At 60.6% G+C, this 16,013-nt stretch carries 15 protein-coding genes; 4 read left to right on the top strand and 11 right to left on the bottom strand.

The window, feature by feature from the left end; translation table 11 throughout:
- Positions 1 to 7 precede the first annotated feature (7 nt).
- Positions 8 to 694 (bottom strand): fimbria/pilus chaperone family protein, encoded by a 687-nt coding sequence (locus E4P01_RS04880; RefSeq protein WP_256584575.1) that lies wholly within the window; start codon positions 692 to 694, stop codon positions 8 to 10.
- A 121-nt stretch (positions 695 to 815) separates the two neighbouring features.
- Positions 816 to 1,463, bottom strand: coding sequence for a DUF1120 domain-containing protein (locus E4P01_RS04875; protein ID WP_078822608.1), 648 nt, complete (start codon positions 1,461 to 1,463; stop codon positions 816 to 818).
- Positions 1,464 to 1,942: 479 nt separating this feature from the next.
- On the opposite strand from E4P01_RS04875, the gene ppx reads away from it, so the two are divergent.
- The gene (gene ppx / locus E4P01_RS04870) at positions 1,943 to 3,445 is read left to right on the top strand and encodes an exopolyphosphatase (RefSeq protein ID WP_005792416.1); all 1,503 of its coding nucleotides are present in this window, start codon (positions 1,943 to 1,945) and stop codon (positions 3,443 to 3,445) included.
- Positions 3,446 to 3,518: 73 nt separating this feature from the next.
- Here ppx and ppk1 read toward each other — a convergent pair whose 3' ends face one another.
- Both ppk1 and hemB read right to left on the bottom strand, forming a co-directional pair.
- Positions 3,519 to 5,741 (bottom strand): polyphosphate kinase 1, encoded by a 2,223-nt coding sequence (ppk1, locus tag E4P01_RS04865; RefSeq protein WP_005792418.1) that lies wholly within the window; start codon positions 5,739 to 5,741, stop codon positions 3,519 to 3,521.
- 18 nt (positions 5,742 to 5,759) lie between these two features.
- The gene (hemB, locus tag E4P01_RS04860; RefSeq protein WP_216090465.1) at positions 5,760 to 6,773 is read right to left on the bottom strand and encodes a porphobilinogen synthase; all 1,014 of its coding nucleotides are present in this window, start codon (positions 6,771 to 6,773) and stop codon (positions 5,760 to 5,762) included.
- A gap of 208 nt (positions 6,774 to 6,981) precedes the next feature.
- Here hemB and E4P01_RS04855 point away from each other — a divergent pair, with 208 nt between their 5' ends.
- Positions 6,982 to 7,617: a DedA family protein gene (locus E4P01_RS04855; protein ID WP_032881179.1), complete on the top strand. Its 636-nt coding sequence runs from the start codon at positions 6,982 to 6,984 to the stop codon at positions 7,615 to 7,617.
- On the opposite strand, the gene E4P01_RS04850 is transcribed toward E4P01_RS04855, so the two are convergent.
- Positions 7,598 to 8,833, bottom strand: coding sequence for a sterol desaturase family protein (locus tag E4P01_RS04850; RefSeq protein ID WP_216090466.1), 1,236 nt, complete (start codon positions 8,831 to 8,833; stop codon positions 7,598 to 7,600). The two genes, E4P01_RS04855 and E4P01_RS04850, sit on opposite strands and share 20 nt — an antisense overlap.
- A gap of 115 nt (positions 8,834 to 8,948) precedes the next feature.
- Here E4P01_RS04850 and elbB point away from each other — a divergent pair, with 115 nt between their 5' ends.
- Positions 8,949 to 9,614, top strand: coding sequence for an isoprenoid biosynthesis glyoxalase ElbB (elbB, locus tag E4P01_RS04845; RefSeq protein WP_005792422.1), 666 nt, complete (start codon positions 8,949 to 8,951; stop codon positions 9,612 to 9,614).
- A 4-nt stretch (positions 9,615 to 9,618) separates the two neighbouring features.
- Here elbB and E4P01_RS04840 read toward each other — a convergent pair whose 3' ends face one another.
- The 5 genes from E4P01_RS04840 to E4P01_RS04820 form a co-directional block, all read right to left on the bottom strand.
- The gene (locus E4P01_RS04840; RefSeq protein WP_248129920.1) at positions 9,619 to 10,020 is read right to left on the bottom strand and encodes a DUF188 domain-containing protein; all 402 of its coding nucleotides are present in this window, start codon (positions 10,018 to 10,020) and stop codon (positions 9,619 to 9,621) included.
- 55 nt (positions 10,021 to 10,075) lie between these two features.
- Positions 10,076 to 11,971: an FTR1 family protein gene (locus tag E4P01_RS04835; protein ID WP_216090467.1), complete on the bottom strand. Its 1,896-nt coding sequence runs from the start codon at positions 11,969 to 11,971 to the stop codon at positions 10,076 to 10,078.
- Positions 11,972 to 12,111: 140 nt separating this feature from the next.
- Positions 12,112 to 12,744 carry a LysE family transporter gene (locus E4P01_RS04830; protein WP_248129918.1) on the bottom strand — a complete coding sequence of 211 codons (633 nt, stop codon included), beginning with the start codon at positions 12,742 to 12,744 and terminating at the stop codon, positions 12,112 to 12,114.
- Positions 12,745 to 12,832: 88 nt separating this feature from the next.
- On the bottom strand, positions 12,833 to 13,405 hold the full coding sequence (locus tag E4P01_RS04825) for a mechanosensitive ion channel family protein (RefSeq protein WP_005792426.1): 573 nt from the start codon (positions 13,403 to 13,405) through the stop codon (positions 12,833 to 12,835).
- Positions 13,405 to 15,315, bottom strand: a complete 1,911-nt coding sequence (locus E4P01_RS04820) for an ATP-binding cassette domain-containing protein (protein ID WP_078822612.1) — start codon at positions 15,313 to 15,315, stop codon at positions 13,405 to 13,407. Before E4P01_RS04820 ends, E4P01_RS04825 begins: the two co-directional genes overlap by 1 nt.
- A 50-nt stretch (positions 15,316 to 15,365) precedes the next feature.
- Between E4P01_RS04820 and E4P01_RS04815 the strand changes: the two genes are divergently transcribed.
- Positions 15,366 to 15,830, top strand: a complete 465-nt coding sequence (locus tag E4P01_RS04815; protein ID WP_216090469.1) for a TIGR02444 family protein — start codon at positions 15,366 to 15,368, stop codon at positions 15,828 to 15,830.
- Here the strand turns inward: E4P01_RS04815 and E4P01_RS04810 are convergent.
- On the bottom strand, positions 15,827 to 16,013 hold a 187-nt coding region (locus E4P01_RS04810), incomplete at its 5' end, for a hypothetical protein (protein ID WP_248129916.1). The two genes, E4P01_RS04815 and E4P01_RS04810, sit on opposite strands and share 4 nt — an antisense overlap.

Below are 16,013 nucleotides of genomic sequence, written 5' to 3'. Positions count from 1 at the left end.
GAACCGATCAACGCGCATCTGTGTTGACCGGTGCACGGTAGCTATCTACCGAAAATCCATAGACCGTGGCGGGTTGAATCTCAACCTGCGCCACATCGCTCAAAGCACCGTCAACCTTCAACGCCAATGCCTCACCCGGCAAGACATAGGTGCGCGGCAGTGTGGCTTGAACGCCTTGTGGAAGCAGCTGCACATGCGGCGCCAGGCGTACGACGTAAGCGCTGTCGTTGTGGACGGTGAGTCGCTCTGCGACCCGTTCCCACCTCAGCAGCTCCCACGGCGTTTGGTGGCGTGGCAAGTCTTTGGGATGCAGGATCAACGGCAGATTCTGCCGAAGAGTGATACCGATGGTCGCACCGTCCGCGGCACGCGCCTGGGGAATGCCCTCAAAAGATACGCGCTTGAGCCGTTGGGTCTTGAGCGGCTGCTTCAACGTGCTGATGAAACGCACCAGTTGCGTATCCCCCGCTTCCACACGGGTAATGGGAGGCGTGACAATCAGTAGCGGCTCCAGATCTTCAGGCACGTTTTCAATAACAGAATGAAGCAACGCCGGCCCTGCATCGGTGTTCTTGATATTGATCGAGGCTTCGCCAACTTCTTCGTAAAGCACGACCACAGTTGTTTCCGGCAACATCCCGTCCGCCGTAGCAACCACACTGAAAAACACACTCCATAGCCACGTAAGACTTATTAAAAAAACACGCACTCAATATTCCCCACAACTTATGAAGTTGACGTTTGGCCATCCAACGCCCAAAGAAAAACAGCCAACAAGAAAGGGTTGGCTTTCTTGATCGGCTGCTTTCGGTTGTTTAGATGTAACTCAATACAAGCGTGGCGCGCCCATCTATGGAGATGTCGCGGCTCAGGTCCAAGTCCTGGGCCTTGTTGATCACTGCTTTCACCGCCACCGTGGCGGTCAGCTGGCTAATAGCGGCAGGGGTGACGGTCACGCTATTACGCCAGGAGTACTGGCTGGGCGATTGGGCAACCCTGCCGTCGCTGTTCTGCCAGGCACCGAGCCCGGTGCGCATGATCGGAAACAACGTTGTTCCGGTAGAGCGGAGGTCCCTGAGGGTGACCGAATAGCCACCAGTGCGCCGGGACGCTGCCATCCCCAGACCGAAATTCTGCGCTTCGGAAAAGCCCGCCCCCAGGATGCCTGCCACCTTGCTCCCCGCTTGCAGATCGGTAAAGGTGAGCCCGAACCTGGCAGGCGTAGTGCCGCAGTTGATAACCAGAGACGTGGTCCTCTCTTCACGGGGGTTGAATGCCGTGCGAGACAATTCGCCGGAGCGAATAGTGCCGTAGTCGATGATGCCACTGCCCGCCAGGCTGAGGTTGCACGCTGCAGGCGTGATCGTCCCCCTGACGACTAACTGGGCGCTCGTGTTTGCCTGAACCTGCAGGGTCGCAGCCAGACATGCGATGCCGAAAGTCAATCCAATAATTTTTTTCATGTTCGTCCTGTCGCTTGAAGTTAGCAGGCGCTCTTTATTTTGGTTTTGGCGACTCCTTCGCCCAACAGCTTATTGTCCCTGATACAAAAACTATAAATAAATAACACCCCGGCAGAATTGCCGAGTGACAGTCTGGCGCGTAGATGCCCGGATAAAAAATCAGACAGCACGGTATTTATTGTAGGCTCCAGCCAGCATAAAAATTACTTTAACCTATCGACCTTGTAGTCTTGAGCAAGATATAGAACAGCATATAGTCCCACTCACTGTAGGAGAAATTATCTAAACACTTACAACTGCATCCGGTTAAAACGTCTTACATCGTCGGAAAGTTTGTTTGCTGGAAACTTGCGAAGCAGCCCTGAACTTTCCAAAATTTTCCTACAGACCACATCGGGAAAATTACCGAAGCACAACGCGTTGGCTCCAGCGGTCGATCGTGGCACGATGGCAAGGTTATCGACCGAGATCCCCAAACCATGCCGCAATCCCAAGCCAAGAATCTGTCCTTGATCGCCGCCATCGACCTGGGCTCCAACAGCTTTCACATGGTCGTGGCCAAGGCCCAGAACGGCGAGATCCGCATCCTTGAGCGGCTCGGCGAAAAAGTGCAACTGGCCGCCGGGATCGACGACGAGCGCAAGCTCAATGAAGAATCCATGCAGCGCGGGCTCGACTGCCTCAAGCGATTTGCGCAATTGATCAATGGCATGCCGCCTGGCGCCGTACGCATCGTCGGCACCAACGCGTTGCGCGAAGCCCGAAACCGCAATGAGTTTATCCATCGTGCCGAGGAAATCCTCGGGCACCCGGTGGAAGTTATCTCTGGCCGTGAAGAGGCGCGCCTGATCTACCTCGGTGTGTCCCACACACTGGCCGACACGCCCGGCAAACGCCTGGTGGCGGACATTGGTGGCGGCAGTACCGAGTTCATCATCGGCCAGCGTTTCGAGCCACTGCTGCGTGAAAGCCTGCAGATGGGATGCGTGAGTTTCACTCAACGTTACTTCAAGGACGGCAAGATCACGCCGGCGCGCTATGCCCAGGCTTACACGGCGGCGCGGCTGGAGATCATGAGCATTGAACATGCCCTGCACCGCCTGACCTGGGATGAAGCCATCGGCTCGTCCGGCACCATCCGCGCCATCGGCCTGGCCTTGAAGGCTGGCGGCCATGGCACTGGCGAGGTGAATGCCGAAGGTCTGGCGTGGCTCAAGCGCAAGCTGTTCAAGCTGGGGGATGCGGAGAAAATCGACTTCGACGGCATCAAACCTGATCGACGCGCCATTTTCCCTGCGGGCCTGGCGATTCTCGAAGCCATCTTCGACGCCCTCGAACTGCAACGCATGGACCACTGTGACGGCGCCCTGCGCGAAGGCGTGCTCTATGACCTGCTGGGCCGTCATCACCATGAAGACGTGCGCGAGCGCACCCTCAGCTCGCTGATGGAGCGCTACCACGTCGATCTGGAACAAGCCGCCCGTGTGGAGCGCAAAGCCTTGCACGCTTTCGACCAGGTGGCCGCCGATTGGGACCTGGAAGACGGCGTCTGGCGCGAGCTGCTGGGCTGGGCCGCCAAGGTGCATGAAGTGGGCCTGGACATCGCCCACTACCATTACCACAAGCACGGCGCCTACCTGATCGAGCACTCGGACCTGGCTGGGTTCTCCCGCGAAGACCAACAGATGCTCGCGCTGCTGGTGCGCGGCCATCGCCGCAATATTCCCAAGGACAAATTTGCCGAATTCGGCAAAGACGGCATCAAGCTGATTCGCCTGTGCGCGCTGTTGCGCTTTGCAATCCTGTTCCACCACATTCGTGGCACCCAGGAAATGCCCCAGGTAAAACTGCGCGCTGCTGATGACAGCCTGGAAGTGATCTTCCCCAAGGGCTGGCTGGATGAAAACCAGCTGACCCAGGCGGACTTCGCCCAGGAAGCGGAATGGCTGACGCGGGTGGGGTTCAGCCTGAACCTGCGCTAAAGCACACTGCAAAACAAATGTGGGAGGGAGCAAGCCCCCTCCCACATTTTTTAGACCTTGCTGGTGCTGGGTTTTAGTTCACCGCAAGAATCGGGCTACCCAACTTCTCCAGCAACGTCGCCTGCGCGCTGCGCGGGTTCTGGTTGCCGGTCGGGGTGTTGCGTACATAACGCCCGTCCGACTGCAGGCTCCAGCTGTGGGTGTTGTCGGTAAGGTAGCTTTCCAGCTCCTTCTTGACCCGCATGATCAGCTTCTTGCCTTCCACCGGGAAGCAGGTCTCCACACGCTTATCGAGGTTGCGTTCCATCCAGTCGGCGCTGGAGAGGAACATCTGCTCTTCACCACCGTTGAGGAAGTAGAACACACGGGTGTGCTCCAGGAAGCGGCCGATGATCGAGCGCACGTGGATGTTATGCGACACGCCGACAATACCCGGACGCAGGCAGCACATGCCACGCACCACCAGATCGATGCGCACGCCCGACTGGCTGGCCTTGTACAGCGCGCGGATGATCTTCGGATCGGTCAGCGAGTTGAACTTGGCGATGATGTGCGCCGGCTTGCCATCGAGGGCAAACTGGGTCTCGCGGGCAATCATGTCGAGCATGCCCTTCTTGAGGGTGAACGGCGCGTGCAGCAGCTTTTTCATGCGCAAGGTCTTGCCCATGCCGATGAGCTGGCTGAACAACTTGCCGACGTCTTCGCACAGTGCGTCGTCGGATGTCAGCAGGCTGTAGTCGGTGTAGAGCTTGGCGTTGCCGGCGTGGTAGTTGCCGGTGCCCAAGTGGGCGTAGCGCACGATCTCCCCGGCCTCGCGGCGCAGGATCAACATCATCTTGGCGTGGGTCTTGAAGCCGACCACGCCGTAGATCACCACCGCACCGGCGGCTTGCAGACGGCTGGCCAGTTGCAGGTTGGACTCTTCGTCAAAGCGCGCACGCAACTCGATCACCGCGGTGACTTCCTTGCCGTTACGCGCAGCATCCACCAACGCATCGACGATTTCCGAGTTGGCGCCACTGCGGTAGAGGGTCTGGCGCACGGCCAGAACATGCGGGTCCTTGGCGGCCTGGCGCAGCAGGTCGACCACTGGGGTGAACGACTCGAAGGGGTGCAGCAATAGAATGTCCTGCTTGCTCACAACACTGAAGATGTTCTCGCTGTTTTGCAGCAGTTTCGGGATCTGTGGCGTGAACGGCTTGTATTGCAGCTCCGGATGGCTGTCCAGGCCGGTAATGCTGAACAGGCGCGTCAGGTTCACCGGGCCGTTGACCTGATACAACTCGGATTCGGCGAGGTTGAACTGCTTGAGCAGGTAGTCCGACAGGTGTTTAGGGCAGGTATCCGCCACTTCCAGACGCACCGCATCGCCATAACGCCGCGAGAACAGCTCGCCACGCAGGGCGCGAGCCAAGTCTTCGACGTCTTCGGAATCCAGTGCCAGGTCGGCGTTACGGGTCAGGCGGAACTGGTAGCAGCCCTTGACCTTCATGCCCTGGAACAGGTCATCGGCGTGAGCATGGATCATCGACGACAGGAATACATAGTTGTCGCCAGCGCCCCCTACCTCTTCCGGTACCTTGATGATGCGTGGCAACAGACGCGGGGCCGGGATAATCGCCAGGCCCGAATCGCGACCGAAGGCATCGATACCTTCAAGCTCGACGATGAAGTTGAGGCTCTTGTTCACCAGCAGTGGGAACGGGTGCGTAGGGTCCAGGCCGATGGGGGTAATGATCGGCGAAATCTCGTCCCGGAAGTAACGGCGCACCCAGGTCTTGATCTTGGCGGTCCAGTGACGACGACGAATGAAGCGGACCTGATGCTTTTCCAGTTCCGGCAGCAGGATGTCGTTGAGGATTGCGTACTGGCGGTCCACATGACCATGTACCAGCTCACTGATGCGCGCCAACGCCTGGTGCGGTTGCAGGCCGTCGGCCCCGGCTTGTTCACGGGCGAAGGTGATCTGCTTCTTGAGGCCGGCAACGCGAATCTCGAAGAACTCATCCAGGTTGCTGGAGAAGATCAGCAGGAATTTCAGCCGCTCCAGCAACGGGTAGGACTCATCCAGCGCCTGCTCCAGCACGCGGATGTTGAATTGCAGTTGTGACAACTCGCGATGGATGTACAGGCTGCTGTCATCCAGGTTGGTGACCACGGCCACCGGTGCCGGCGCAGGTGCTTCGGCAACCACCGCTGGCGGGGCAGGCTCCAGCTCCGGCGGGGTCTGGGAAACTTGTTCAACCACCGGGTGAGCGTCTTTTACGGCAACTTCGGAGAGTCCTTCGGTATTCATCGAGTGTTCCTGTGAGGGCTATTGTTGCTCTCTAAGCAATTGGGCAGCGCGGGCGGCGAAGTAGGTCAGAATGCCATCAGCGCCGGCACGTTTAAAGGCAGTCAGGGATTCGAGGATCACCCCTTCACTCAACCAACCATTCTGGATCGCCGCCATATGCATGGCGTATTCACCGCTGACCTGATAGACAAAGGTCGGCACTTTGAATTCCTCTTTGACCCGATAAAGGATGTCCAGGTACGGCATCCCGGGCTTGACCATCACCATATCTGCGCCTTCGGCCAGGTCGGCCGCCACTTCGTGCAGCGCTTCCTGGCTATTGGCCGGGTCCATCTGGTACGAAGCCTTGTTGGCCTTGCCCAGGTTCAGCGCCGACCCCACCGCATCGCGAAAGGGGCCGTAATAGGCGCTGGCGTATTTGGCCGAGTAGGCCATGATTCGTACATTGACGTGACCGGCCAGCTCAAGGGCTTCGCGAATCGCCTGGATACGCCCGTCCATCATGTCCGACGGCGCAACCACCTGGGCGCCCGCCGCTGCGTGCGACAAAGCCTGCTTGACCAGTGCATCGACGGTGCTGTCGTTCTGAACATAACCCTCTTCGTCAAGAATGCCATCCTGGCCGTGCGTGGTGAACGGGTCCAACGCCACGTCAGTGATCACCCCAAGCTCCGGGAAGCGCTCGCGCAGGGCACGGGTGGCGCGCTGCGCGATCCCTTGCGGGTTCCAGGCTTCGGCGGCGTCCAGAGACTTGAGCTGCGGTGGGGTCACCGGAAACAGCGCCAGTGCCGGGATCCCCAGTTCGACCCAACCGGCCGCCTCGATCAGCAACTGATCAATGGTCAAACGCTCCACACCCGGCATCGAGGCGACTGCTTCCCGACGATTTTCACCGTCGAGCACAAAGACCGGCAGGATGAGATCGTTCGTCGTCAGTACATTTTCACGTACCAGGCGGCGAGAAAAATCATCACGACGATTGCGACGCAGACGAGTGGCAGGGAACAGGCGATTGGCAGGGGTAAAGCTCACGACAGACTCCTGAGCCCGCGTTTACGGGCGAGCGTTGCAGTTATAAGCGGCCATTATGACGAAGGAATGACAGTTGTGCTTATCGATGCGACCTGTAGTCGCATTCGTCATTTATGTAGGAATTGTTCACTTCGTGACACATCTCGATACTTTCATGAATCTTCGTGAAGGCGTAGGCTGCGCGTTCATTTCGCCAGCACCCTAGACCATGCTTCAACAATTTCTGCATGACTTCGGCTACTTTGCCCTCTTTCTCGGCACGTTTTTCGAAGGCGAGACCATCCTCGTACTCGCAGGCTTCCTGGCGTTTCGTGGCTACATGGATATCAACCTGGTGGTGGTCGTTGCCTTTTTTGGCAGCTACGCCGGCGACCAGCTTTGGTACTACATGGGGCGCAAGCACGGCCGCAAGCTGCTGGCACGCAAGCCGCGCTGGCAGTTGATGGGCGACAAGGCACTGGAGCATATCCGCAAGCACCCGGATATCTGGGTACTGAGCTTTCGCTTTGTCTACGGGTTGCGCACGGTGATGCCCGTGGCGATCGGCCTGTCCGGTTACCCGCCGATGCGCTACCTGATCCTCAACGGTATTGGTGCGGCGATCTGGGCCGCTGCACTGGGGGCTGCGGCCTATCATTTCGGTGCGGTGCTGGAAGGTATGCTCGGCAGCGTCAAGAAGTACGAGCTATGGGTACTGGGCGCCTTGCTGGTGCTGGGTTTTGGCCTGTGGCTGCGACGTCGCTTCAAGAATGCTCGCATCGCCCGCCAAGCGTGTGCCGAGGCCAAGGCGCGACAGGCTGTCGAGCAAGCCTCGGTCGAAACGCCTAAGACGCCAACCGAGTAAAACGGCCTCTGCAACAGTAGAGACCAATCACGCTGAGCAGGCTGTAGCTCGCCAGGCCCAGCCAGGCGAGAGGGCTGGCAGGCCACAAGCCGACCAGCGGCGCCAACCATACCAACGGCAGGTTCAGCGCCAGGCGCGCCAGCTCGGCCTTCAACGCCCATGGGCGATTCTCCAGCGCCACCCCCAACGTAAACAGGCCCAGCGCCATCGCGCCCCAGCCGAGCACCAACGCCGCCGTAGGCAGGCCCTCACCGAAATTCATCAGATAACTGCCAAAGCCCACATAAGCAGCAAATTGCAAGGCGATGTAGACCTGCTGCCGCGCATCCAAAGGCACTTCGAACTTGCGAAACTGGCTCAGGTCCGGCTTGGCTATCGGGTATTTGGCTTTGACGTCCGCCGGGCGCCAGCCGGTGCGCATGAACCAGATGCGCAACTTGTCCCACCACCTCTCGGTGCGCCGGGCGTCACTCCATAATTGCGCATAAAACTGCAGGTTGGCCCACAGCGGGTTCCAACTGGCCAGGGGTGTGGTTACCCCAAAGATCACCGGCTCGTTGTCGTCTTCCTCTTGAAAAGTACCGAACAGCCGGTCCCAAATAATGAACACCCCGCCGTAGTTACGATCCATGTAGAGAGCATTCTGTGCGTGGTGGGCCCGATGATTGGACGGCGTCACGAAGCACCATTCAAACCAGCCCAGTTTGGGAACGTGGCGGGTATGGACCCAGAATTGATACAACAGGTTGAGCGAAGCCACGCTGATAAACACCACCAGCGGCACGCCGACCACAGCCAGAGGCAGGTAGAAGATCCAACTCAGCAGAAAACCGGTGCTGGTCTGGCGCAAGGCGGTGGTGAGGTTGTAGTCCTCGCTCTGGTGATGCACCGAATGCGCGGCCCAGAGAATATTGCGCTCATGGCCCATGCGATGCAGCCAGTAATAGCAGAAGTCATAGAACACAAAGGCGAACACCCAGGTCCAGGCACTCTGGGCCGACAACTCGATGAGCGCCAGGTGTTTGAGGGCGAACGCGTAGGTCAGCAGGCCCACGCCCTTGGTCAGCAAACCGGTCGTGGTGGACAGCACACCGGTGCTGAGGCTGTTGATGGCGTCCGCTACTCGGTAGTTGCGTGCACCGCGCCAACGGTCGGCCAGCAGCTCCACAACGATCAGGGCGATAAAAAACGGTACTGCGTAAGGCACAAAGTCCATGGGCTAGTCCGGTCTATTTTTGTTACATCAAGATTAGGTGCAGCGACGTGAGATCCCATTGGCAACAGGTTACAAATTAGTAGACATTTAACGCCATGAATCAGGAGAAATGCCCATGAGCAAAAAGATTGCAGTGATCCTTTCCGGCTGTGGCGTATACGACGGCGCAGAGATTCACGAGAGCGTGATCACGTTGCTGCGCCTGGACCAGCGCGGCGCTCAAGTGGAATGCTTTGCACCCGATATTGCGCAATTGCACGTGATCAACCATCTCACCGGCGAAGAAATGCCCGAGTCGCGCAATGTGCTGGTGGAGTCTGCGCGTATCGCCCGGGGCGCAGTGAAGGATATTGGCCAAGCCAATGCCGCCGACTTCGACGCCCTGATCGTGCCGGGCGGGTTTGGCGCAGCGAAGAACCTGTCGAACTTCGCCGTGGAGGGCGCCGGCTGCAGCGTCAACCCGCAGGTGCTGGAACTGGCTGAAGCGTTTGCCGAAGCAGGCAAGCCGGTGGGGTTGATCTGCATCTCTCCGGCCCTGGCCGCGAAGATCTACGGCCCTGGCGTGACCTGCACCATCGGTAACGATGCCGACACAGCGGCTGCCCTGGACAAGATGGGCGCCACGCACCACGAATGCACGGTGGAAGATATCGTCGAGGACAAGGCGCGCAAGCTGGTCAGTACGCCGGCGTATATGCTCGGCAAGAACATCAGTGAAGTGGCGTCAGGGATCAACAAGTTGGTGGATCGGGTGCTGGAGTTGACCCACGAGAACGACTGACAGGTCAGGCTGGGCGCATAAGACGTGTAAGGATTCGGTCCAGGGCATTGGCAAACGCCTGCTTATCCTTCTCGCCATGGGGCGGTGGTCCGCCGCCCATCTGACCTTGCTCACGCAGGTCGGTGAACAGGTTGCGCACCGCCAGGCGCTCACTCATGTTCGCAGGGCTGAACTCCTTGCCTCGCGGATCGAGGGCCGTGACGCCCTTCTTCACCAGCCGATCGGCCAAGGGCACGTCACTGCAAATCACCAGTTCGCCGGGTACGGCGTGCTCAACCAGGTAATCATCGGCCGCGTCGGGGCCACTGGGCACCACGATCAGCTTCACACAGGAAAAGCTCGGCTTGATCTGGCTCTGCCCGGCCACCAGCACCACCTCGAACTGGCGCTTGAGGGCAAACTTCACTACCTAGTCCTTGGCCGCCCGAGGGCAGGCGTCGGCGTCGATCCATACCCGCATGCTACACCGCCGCCCGGCGCTTCTCGGTCAGCCGGCTGCGGCCATACAGCACCACAATCGCCAGGATCGCCACAGCCTGCGCGCCCAACGAATACGCATCGGCATGGATGCCCAGCCAGTCGAAGTCAAAAAACGCCACCGGCCGCGTGCCGAAGATGCCCGCCTCCTGCAAGGCCTTGACACCGTGCCCGGCGAACACCACCGACAGTGCGCACAGCAACGCAGCGTTGATGCCGAAGAACAGCGCCAACGGCAACTTCGCCGAGCCACGCAGGATCACCCAGGCCAGGCCCACCAGCAGCACCAGCGCAGTGGCACCACCGGCCAGCACCGCGTTGTGCCCGGCAGGGCCGGCCTGCAGCCACAGGGTTTCGTAGAACAGGATCACTTCGAACAGCTCGCGATAAACCGAGAAGAACGCCAGCACGGCAAAACCGAAACGGCCGCCGCCGCCCACCAGGCTGCTCTTGATGTAATCCTGCCAGGCCGCCGCGTGACGCCGGTCGTGCATCCACACGCCGAGCCATAGCACCATCACGCTGGCGAACAGCGCCGTGCAGCCTTCGAGCAGTTCTCGCTGGGCCCCGCTGACGTCAATCACATACGCCGCCAAGGCCCACGTAGCCAAGCCTGCCAACAGCGCCAGGCCCCAACCGACGTTGACGCTGCGAACCGCCGACTGCTGGCCGGTGTTACGCAGGAAGGCGAGGATCGCCGCTAGCACCAGAATCGCTTCCAGGCCTTCGCGCAGTAGGATCAGCAGGCCAGAGATATAGCTCAATGACCAGCTCAGGCCATCGCCGCCCAGCAAGCCGGCGGATTCAGTGAGTTTGCCTTTGGCAACGTCCAGACGCTGCTGCACCTGCTCCATAGGCAAACCATCCTGCAACGATTGCCGATAGGCCATCAGGGCCTTCTCGGTGTCTTTGCGCACATTGGCGTCGACGTTATCCAGGGAGCTTTCCACCAGCTCGAAGCCTTCCAGGTAGGCAGCGACGGACAAATCATAGGCCTGCTCGTGGTCGCCGTTGCGGAAGGCCGCGAGGCTCTTGTCCAGCGTGGCGGCCGTGTAGTCGAGCAACTGCGCGGGACCACGCTGAACCTGTGGCGGCTGTGCACGCTGGGCGCGGAACGTCGCCACAGCGCCAGGGCCGTCAGCGGCGAGCACTTCATTGGGGGTCTGGCGCGCCAGGTCGGCGAGGTTGAACGCCTGCTCGCTTTTGGCGGCAGCCGGGTCGGCGGTGAAACCGGCGATATAGGTCGCCAGGTCCCAGCGCTGGCGATCGTCCAGTTGGTCAGCGAACGACGGCATATCAGTGCCTTCGACACCCAGACCGAGGGTGTTGTAGATCGCATACAGGCTCAAGCGATCCAGGCGCGTGGCGTCACGCAGGTTAGCGGGGGGCGGCGTCATGCCCATGCCAGCCGGACCATCACCGGCGCCGACAGTGCCGTGGCACACCGAACAATGCTGGGCATAAAGCGGCGCGCCGCGTGTCGGGTCCGGCGTGATGGCCGGGGCTTGGCTGACTTCATACGCCACGGCCAGCTTGGCGCCCAACTGACGAGCCTGGCGGGCCACGCTCGCGCCGTCCTGATGGGCGGTGACCGCCGCCAGCAATTCATTAACGCCGCTTATCAACTCAGCGCGCTCGGGTTTGTCGGGCAGATCAGCCACCAAACCCTGCAGCACTCCGAGAAACTCCACCTGCTCGCGGTATTCCGAGTCGTCTACCACCTTGCCTGCCTCTACCGTAGGCGGGTAGTCGGCGCCGATGTAATCCAGCAAATGCAGGGCCTGTGGCGCGCCTTCGGCGGTCGCGGCCAAGAGATTGAAGCTGCACGACATCAGCGCCGGCAACAGCAGCCACGCAAGAAAGCGGAAAGGGGCAGTCATGAATGAATCTCAAGTGGAAATACGAAGTAACACTATTGTTGAGCTTTAATGAATTCGACTCAAGGTGTTATTTCATATCACCCCTAAATCCAATGTGGGGGGGAGCTTGCCCCTTCCACATTTCGATTCGGTTTCGGCAATTACGCCGTAGCGCGATGCAGGCTGGCGAGGAAGCCGGCAGCGCCAACAAACAAGCCGGCGAATGTGCGGTTTACGCGCTTCTGTTGTTTAGGCGTACGCAACAGACGCAAGACTTTCGACGCCAACCCCGTGTAACCCGCCATCACGATCATATCGACGCTGATCATGGTCGCACCGAGGATCAGGTACTGAATCAACAGCGACGCCTGCGGGTTCACGAATTGCGGCAACACCGCCAGCATGAACACCAAGGCCTTGGGGTTGCTGGCGTTGACCAAAAAGCCGCGGAACATCATCGCCATCGGCTTCCCGATCGGGCGCACGGCGTCATCATCGGTCATGTCCATGGGCAGGGCGCGCCATTGCTTGATGGCCAGGTACACCAGGTAGGCCACGCCAAACCATTTGATCGCATAGAACGCGGTAGACGACGCCGCCAGAATGGCCCCCAGGCCACCGGCGACCACGGCAATCTGCATCGCCAGGCCCAGTTGCAGGCCAATGGCGTTCCAGTAGCCACGGACAAAACCGTATTGCAGGCCGCTGGACATCGAGGCGATAGCACCGGCGCCAGGAGAAAGGGAGATGATCCAACTGGCCAGGAAAAAGGCCAGCCATGTGTCGAGAGCCATTGCGCACCTCAGAAGGGAGTCAGCGATTGTGCCTTAAGCTAACTCTACCGACCGGAGGCTGGCTATAGCTTTTTACAAGATGTAGACGCTAGCGGTCGCCCGGAAATACATGGGTGCCAGGCCAACGGCGCACCGAGCGCTGAAAGAACAAGCTGTTAGGCACTTGCACCATCGCGCTGCTGGTCCCGGCTTCTTCTACTTCGATCAATGTGGTGTAAAGCAGGTTGATCGCCACGACCCGGCCCTTCACGCCGGGTTTGTCGACGGTGTCCACCAACTCGACAATATCCCCAAGGCGGAACGGCCCGACGGTGAAGATCAGAATTGCGCACAACAGGTTGGACAGCACCGACCACATGGCGAAGAACGCCACTGCCGCTACCGCGACAAACCCTGACAGCGCCGTCCACAACACCGTGGCAGACACCCCCAGGCGCCCCAGCACAAAGATCAGCGCACTGCCCATGATCAGCCAGCGCAAGCCGCCGCGCAGGGGCATCAGCAGTTGCGGCGGGAACGGGTAACGCTCACCCAGGCGCGTCAGGCCCTTGGCGACGAAGCGCTGGGCCAGGTAGCCGGCCAGCAGGATCAGCAGGATTTGCACGCCGATCCATACGGGCTCGACCCATTGCGCCGGTACCGGCAGTTGCAACGCTTCCATCAGGACAGCGCCTCCAGCTCCGCTTGCAAGGTTTCGAGCAGTTCGAGGGCCTCCATCCAGGTTTCCTCCAATTGCCCTTCGCGCACCTTGAGCTTGGCCTGTTCGGCCAGCAGGTCACGCAGCTCATCCTTGCGCGCCGCCTCGTACACGGAGCTATCACCCAGGCTGGTTTCGATCTTGGCCAGGCGCTCGTGCACCTTGCCCAGCTCGGCTTCCAGCTTGTCGGCCTCACGCTTGTGCGGCGCCAGCTGCTGGCGCAGCGCGGCGGCGGCCTGGCGCTGGGCTTTCTTGTCGGTCTTGTCCGGGTTGACCGGGGTGTTGCTGGCCGGCGCATTGCGCAGGCGGTAATCGGTCAGCCAGCGTGCGTAGTCGTCCAGGTCGCCGTCGAATTCTTCGACCTTGCCGTCGGCCACCAGCAGGAAGTTGTCGGTGGTGCTCTTGAGCAGGTGGCGATCGTGAGACACCACCAGTACCGCACCGCTGAACTCCTGCAGGGCCATGGTCAGTGCCAGGCGCATCTCCAGGTCCAGGTGGTTGGTCGGTTCGTCGAGCAGCAGCAGGTTTGGACGGTCCCAGGCGATCAGGGCCAGGGCCAGTCGGGCTTTTTCGCCCCCGGAGAAATTCAGCACTGGCTCGTCGATACGCGCCCCCCGGAAGTCGAAACCGCCGAGGAAGTCGCGCAGGGTTTGCTCGCGCTCGGTGGGCGCCAGGCGTTGCAGGTGCAACAGCGGGCTGGCCTTGGCATCAAGCGAGTCCAGTTGATGCTGGGCGAAGTAGCCCACCACCGTGTTCTCGCCACGGGTCAGGCGGCCAGCCAGTGGCTCAAGCTCACCCGACAGGTTCTTGATCAGCGTCGACTTGCCCGCGCCGTTGGGGCCGAGCAAACCAATGCGTGCGCCCGGCGTGAGCTGCAGCTTGACCTTCTCCAGGATGGTCTTGTCGCCGTAGCCCAAGCGAGCGTCCGACAGATCGAGCAGGGGGCTTGAGATCTTCACCGACTCACGGAACACGAAATCGAACGGCGAATCGACGTGGGCCGCCGACAGTTCTTCCATGCGCTCCAGCGCCTTGATGCGGCTCTGGGCCTGACGGGCCTTGGTGGCCTGGGCCTTGAAGCGGGCAATGTAGCTTTCCATGTGCGCACGTTGCGCCTGTTGCTTTTCAAAGGCCTGTTGCTGCTGGGCCAGGCGTTCGGCGCGTGCGCGTTCGAACGCGGTGTAGCCGCCACGGTAGAGGGTGATTTTCTTCTGCTCGACGTGGGCGATGTTGTCGACCACGGCGTCGAGGAAATCCCGGTCGTGGGAAATCAGCAGCAAGGTGCCCTGGTAGCTCTTGAGGAAATCTTCCAGCCACAGGATCGCATCGAGGTCCAGGTGGTTGGTCGGTTCGTCGAGCAGTAACAGGTCGGAGGGGCACATCAGTGCCTGGGCCAGATTCAGGCGCATGCGCCAGCCGCCGGAGAAGTCGGCGACCGGGCGGTCCATCTGTTCGTTGGTAAAGCCAAGGCCAGCGAGCATTTTGCGGGCACGGGCGTCGGCGGTGTAGCCGTCGGCACTGTCCAGCTCGGCGTGCAGGCGGGCCTGGGCGGCACCGTCCTGGGCTTTTTCGGCTTCGGCGAGGTCGTGTTGCACCTGGCGCAGGCGCAGGTCGCCATCGAGCACGTAGTCGATCGCGATGCGGTCCAGGGTGTCGATCTCCTGGCGCATATGGGCGATGCGCCAGTCGGCCGGCAGCAGGCAGTCCCCGGAATCCGGGGTCAGCTCACCGAGCAGCAAGGCGAACAACGTGGATTTGCCGGCGCCATTGGCACCGATCAGGCCGGCTTTGTGACCGGCGTGCAGGGTCAGCTCGGCGTCTTCGAGAAGACGTTGCGGGCCACGCTGTAATGTTAGGCTTTGAAGTCGGATCATAATGGCGGCGGAGTCTACCAGCTTCGTTGGCCGCTGGCTTGGGTGTGAATATGTGCGCTGACCTGTGGAGCTTTGCCCTTTCTACCTACGCTCGCTCGGGTGTAGAGGCCGCTTGCCTGCGTTTGCAGGAACAAGGCGCGGATGTATGCCTGCTGCTGTGTGGTGCCTGGCTGGAGCGGCGCGGTGTGGCACATACACCTGAGCGGGTGCAGGCGCTGCAACAGCTTGCCCGTCCGTGGCGGGTGCAGGTTGTCGAACCGTTGCGATACCTGCGCGTGCAATGGCGAGCCCTGGCGCAGCAGGATACGCAGCTGGCATCGTTGCGCGAGCGGGTCAAAGCCCTGGAGCTGGAGGCTGAACGAACACTGCTGGCGCGCCTGGAAACCTTGGCGCAGGCATGGCCGATCAATGAGGTGGTGGGTCAGTACGAATGGCTTGAAGGCCTGGCGACCGAAGCCGCCAACCTTGACCACGACGCGCTGCAGGCGCTGCGCGTCGCGGCCACCGACGCTTAGGAAGCGCTGGCTGGGGTGGTGCTTGGCGCTACCGGTGCAGGCGTGGTGCTGGCCGATGCGGTTGGAGCGGTGGATGCTGCCGGTGCCGCTGGAGTGGCTGGCTTGGCGACTGCTGGTTTGGCAGCAGCAGGTTTAGCGGCTGGCTTGGCTGCTGGTTTCGCGGCTGCAGTTTTAGCGGCTGGC

Source organism: Pseudomonas sp. NCIMB 10586, assembly GCF_023127895.1.
Classification (GTDB): Bacteria; Pseudomonadota; Gammaproteobacteria; order Pseudomonadales; family Pseudomonadaceae; genus Aquipseudomonas; species Aquipseudomonas synxantha_A.
Note: the sequence above shows the minus strand (reverse complement) of the source record. Positions and strands in the feature narration are given on the sequence as shown.

What these genes read in the sequence shown, in the direction of transcription:
- E4P01_RS04875 (WP_078822608.1), bottom strand. Translation starts at nt 1,463, where the DNA reads ATGAAAAAAATTATTGGATTGACTTTCGGCATCGCATGTCTGGCTGCG.
- ppx (WP_005792416.1), top strand. Translation starts at nt 1,943, where the DNA reads ATGCCGCAATCCCAAGCCAAGAATCTGTCCTTGATCGCCGCCATCGAC.
- ppk1 (WP_005792418.1), bottom strand. Translation starts at nt 5,741, where the DNA reads ATGAATACCGAAGGACTCTCCGAAGTTGCCGTAAAAGACGCTCACCCG.
- E4P01_RS04855 (WP_032881179.1), top strand. Translation starts at nt 6,982, where the DNA reads ATGCTTCAACAATTTCTGCATGACTTCGGCTACTTTGCCCTCTTTCTC.
- E4P01_RS04850 (WP_216090466.1), bottom strand. Translation starts at nt 8,833, where the DNA reads ATGGACTTTGTGCCTTACGCAGTACCGTTTTTTATCGCCCTGATCGTT.
- elbB (WP_005792422.1), top strand. Translation starts at nt 8,949, where the DNA reads ATGAGCAAAAAGATTGCAGTGATCCTTTCCGGCTGTGGCGTATACGAC.
- E4P01_RS04835 (WP_216090467.1), bottom strand. Translation starts at nt 11,971, where the DNA reads ATGACTGCCCCTTTCCGCTTTCTTGCGTGGCTGCTGTTGCCGGCGCTG.
- E4P01_RS04830 (WP_248129918.1), bottom strand. Translation starts at nt 12,744, where the DNA reads ATGGCTCTCGACACATGGCTGGCCTTTTTCCTGGCCAGTTGGATCATC.
- E4P01_RS04825 (WP_005792426.1), bottom strand. Translation starts at nt 13,405, where the DNA reads ATGGAAGCGTTGCAACTGCCGGTACCGGCGCAATGGGTCGAGCCCGTA.
- E4P01_RS04820 (WP_078822612.1), bottom strand. Translation starts at nt 15,315, where the DNA reads ATGATCCGACTTCAAAGCCTAACATTACAGCGTGGCCCGCAACGTCTT.
- E4P01_RS04815 (WP_216090469.1), top strand. Translation starts at nt 15,366, where the DNA reads ATGTGCGCTGACCTGTGGAGCTTTGCCCTTTCTACCTACGCTCGCTCG.